Consider the following 2726-nt stretch of genomic DNA (forward strand, 5'->3'; position numbering starts at 1 on the left):
GTCTAGGAATAGTTCAATTAATTGGTCGAAGTCATTGGAGTTCAAGAGCTCCATATAACTTAGGATGGTTTGATTGAGTACACCAGGGATGAATATCTTTTCCCTTTCACTCTCTGGTGTTGGAGCAACAATTGGCTCAGCTACAAGTTTATCGTCGACCACGTCTGGGTCGAAACCCATATCGGAAACAAAATTACGGAGCAAGCTAATTTGTTGACCTTGCTCAACTTTTTTAACCGCATCGAGAACTGAGGATGCGTTGGCTGAAAGCTTGTAGCCAGGTGGGATAGGCGCTACTTTTCCGCCTCGCATCAGTTCTCCGAGCTCGTACCAAAAACCAAGTTTCACGTTGATCGACCAGAAGGCGTAACGCGTCGAGATCGGTGCGTTGATTTTGCTTGCTAGGTCGCACATCACCTTTGTCTGCTCGTCAAAGCTCATGGCGACGATCTCGTCGAGCGTTGGCTTGGCTAAAGCCATTCTCGCTGCGCCAGGAGCGGCGACAGTAATCGTCTGCCCCATCTCTAGATAGGCGAACCAGATCAACGCCAGTTGGTCTTCAGCGCTTAGGAGCTTGAAACGAGCTGTGATTGCGGGTACAGCGTCGGCCGTTTGTGTATCAGGAAAAATCTGACGTGCCTTATCAATCGTGTACATCGCATCCCGGTACGTGAAGTGCTGAGACTATCACCATGTAAACGCTTGTGTCTTCTTTTCTCTGATTTCTGGTGTTTGAGCAAGTTTTGTGGTAGGAAATTTTGACGCACGGTCGATTCTCTAGCCACTGTTGAGAGCTTCGTTCGGGATGCAGGTGGATTGGATTGGGTAGCGATAGCCCGATGGATCAGATCGGTTGGGTTCTTGTTGTGGTGCGTGCCTCGGTCAATCTTTACGTTGGACTGTCGTTATTCATCTACAGCTTCCAATGGCACGCGTTAGTTGTTTGCCATCTCGTTGTCGCTTACCTCTTGTCCATTCAGTTGATTCGTTGTTCCTGCATACGTAGTGCCTCATAGGCCTGCCACAGTCCAGTGACTTCTGAGCATTGGGATTGTTTGTTGCAGACCCGATACCGGCCGTTGCCAACGGCATCAATGGTTGATCCCTTCGACGTTGCGCAGATCCGGCTGATAAACGACATTTGATCTTGTGCTCTGACTTCAGGTTTAGGTCTAATGGGCGCGTGTTCGCTAGAGAATGTTTTAGTTCGATATGACTATCGCGAAGAAATAAAGTTTTTCTAAGCTTTGCTACGACTGCTTAGGATTTCTGCGGTTCAGTCCGTTTCTCCTCGCCTTTGATTCGTTGTTATGACTGATGATTCTGGTATGGAGCTTGCACGGTTTTTTCAGCTCTTGGGTCGAGATTCAAGGTTGCAGGCGCAAGTGAGAGCTTGTATCACGGCCGATGAGGTTGCTCTCATTGCCCAGGACAATGGTTTTGCGGTAACGGGTGCTCAACTCTTGTTGGCGTCTGGTCGCACTGAATACGGGGTCACGATCGATCGCGTCGATCATCCTGGCGAATATCCTGGTCGTTATTACTAATTATCGACAAATGGGATGATTTGATTGCCGTTTTTTTGTGTTGTGGATATTTAAGTTCGTAATGTGTCTCCTAATTGATTTGATCGAGTTCGCCGCATTTGGTTGCTTACCGGATTTATTTGCTAATAAGTCTTTGTATTTGCCAATAGTATATTTCAGTGATTGTGATCTGTTGAATTTGCATAAATATTTTCTGCCATCTTAAACCTAGCTTTATAAGGGTTCATTCTAATGCTGCGTTTTGAACGACTAAGCTCTTCGCTTTTTCATTATTTGATTTTTTATCGATTCGTCGGCTCAATTATTTTTCCGGTGTGATGGTGGTTGGTTGGATAGTGATTCTGCAAATTCTCGAAAGGCTGTTGCGGCTAAATCTGTTGTTGTTCCGTACTTGGCCGACCATTGCTCCATCAGTTTGTGAAGGTCTTGCCACATTTCAATCATCGAAAGTGGATCAAAGGTTTTCTCATTCCCCGTGTCATCTCCTGATCTGGTCATTGTGTTGTTCTGATCGTTCCATCCATGATTGCAAGACGGCGTCAGGGGAGAATGCTGCAAGTTCAATCGATCAGCTATGGCAACTGTTCTCGTGACGGGTGCAAATCGCGGAATTGGACTGGAGTATTGCCGACAATTGAGTATCCGTGGTGACCACGTTATTGCTGTCTGCCGTAAAGCCAGTCGAGAACTCGGCTCTTTGGGGGTACAAATTGAAGCTGGAATCGAGCTCACTGAGGCGTCTGCACTAGATGAACTAATGTCTCGTCTTCAAAGTCAATGCCTTGATGGCGTAATCCTCAACGCTGGGATTTTGCACTCGAATGCATTAAACAATTTGGATGTCGAGGCCATCCGCCAGCAGTTTGAGATCAATGCGCTGGCTCCCTTGCGGCTTGTCAGTGCCCTAACTTCCAACCTTTCATCAGGGTCTTGGATTGCGCTGATGACCAGTCGTATGGGTTCCATTGCTGACAACTCTTCTGGTGGATCCTATGGATATCGAATGTCGAAGGCTGCTTTAAATATTGCCGGTAAGTCATTAGCAATTGATCTCAAGCCGCAGGGCATCGCTGTCGTCATTCTCCATCCAGGCTTGGTGGCGACCCGGATGATTAATTACAACCCAAGTGGCATTAGCCCTCAACAGTCGGTTGAGGGCTTGTTGAAGCGTATCGATGC

The 2726-nt window shown here is 47.1% G+C and carries 4 protein-coding genes; 2 read left to right on the forward strand and 2 right to left on the reverse strand.

The window, feature by feature from the left end; genetic code table 11:
• A partial coding sequence (locus WH5701_RS00025; RefSeq protein ID WP_006169686.1) for an orange carotenoid protein N-terminal domain-containing protein occupies positions 1 to 657 on the reverse strand: 657 nt, incomplete at its 3' end.
• 671 nt (positions 658 to 1328) lie between these two features.
• Here WH5701_RS00025 and WH5701_RS15920 point away from each other — a divergent pair.
• Complete coding sequence (locus WH5701_RS15920; RefSeq protein WP_232201734.1) at positions 1329 to 1547, forward strand: Nif11-like leader peptide family natural product precursor; 219 nt, start codon at positions 1329 to 1331, stop codon at positions 1545 to 1547.
• Between the two features lie 297 nt (positions 1548 to 1844).
• Here WH5701_RS15920 and WH5701_RS17290 read toward each other — a convergent pair whose 3' ends face one another.
• On the reverse strand, positions 1845 to 2105 hold the full coding sequence (locus WH5701_RS17290; RefSeq protein ID WP_156776456.1) for a hypothetical protein: 261 nt from the start codon (positions 2103 to 2105) through the stop codon (positions 1845 to 1847).
• A 16-nt stretch (positions 2106 to 2121) separates the two neighbouring features.
• Here WH5701_RS17290 and WH5701_RS15925 point away from each other — a divergent pair.
• Positions 2122 to 2726: SDR family oxidoreductase (locus tag WH5701_RS15925; RefSeq protein ID WP_071934135.1), on the forward strand; the 605-nt coding region annotated here is incomplete at its 3' end.

The sequence above is a fragment of the Synechococcus sp. WH 5701 genome (assembly GCF_000153045.1).
GTDB lineage: Bacteria > Cyanobacteriota > Cyanobacteriia > PCC-6307 > Cyanobiaceae > Regnicoccus_A > Regnicoccus_A antarcticus.

What these genes read in the sequence shown, in the direction of transcription:
- WH5701_RS15920 (WP_232201734.1), top strand. Translation starts at nt 1,329, where the DNA reads ATGGAGCTTGCACGGTTTTTTCAGCTCTTGGGTCGAGATTCAAGGTTG.